Source organism: Polaromonas sp. UBA4122 (assembly GCA_002381615.1).
Taxonomy (GTDB): Bacteria; Pseudomonadota; Gammaproteobacteria; order Burkholderiales; family Burkholderiaceae_C; genus Polaromonas.
Window position 1 is genome coordinate 4,365 of the sequence record DFWY01000103.1, and the last position, 253, is coordinate 4,617.

Consider the following 253-nt stretch of genomic DNA (forward strand, 5'->3'; position numbering starts at 1 on the left):
AACTGGCTGCCAATGGAAAGCGCTGCCGGGCGAGCGTTACGGCAGTGCCAGCGCGATCCATGCCCGATTTCTTGAGTGGGAGAAGGCTGGCGTCTTTGAGGCACTGTGGAGGGCTGGACTTGCCGAGTACGACGAACTTGAGGGCATTGCCTGGCGATGGCAAAGCATAGACGGGGCAATGATGAAAGCGCCATTGGCTCAGACAACTGTTGGACCCAACCCCACTGATCGGGGGGAAAAATGGGAGAAAGCG

The 253-nt window shown here is 58.5% G+C and carries 1 protein-coding gene; it reads left to right on the forward strand.

The window, feature by feature from the left end; all coding sequences use genetic code 11:
* On the forward strand, positions 1-253 hold a 253-nt coding region (locus B3F77_RS14100), incomplete at both ends, for a transposase (protein ID WP_293605561.1).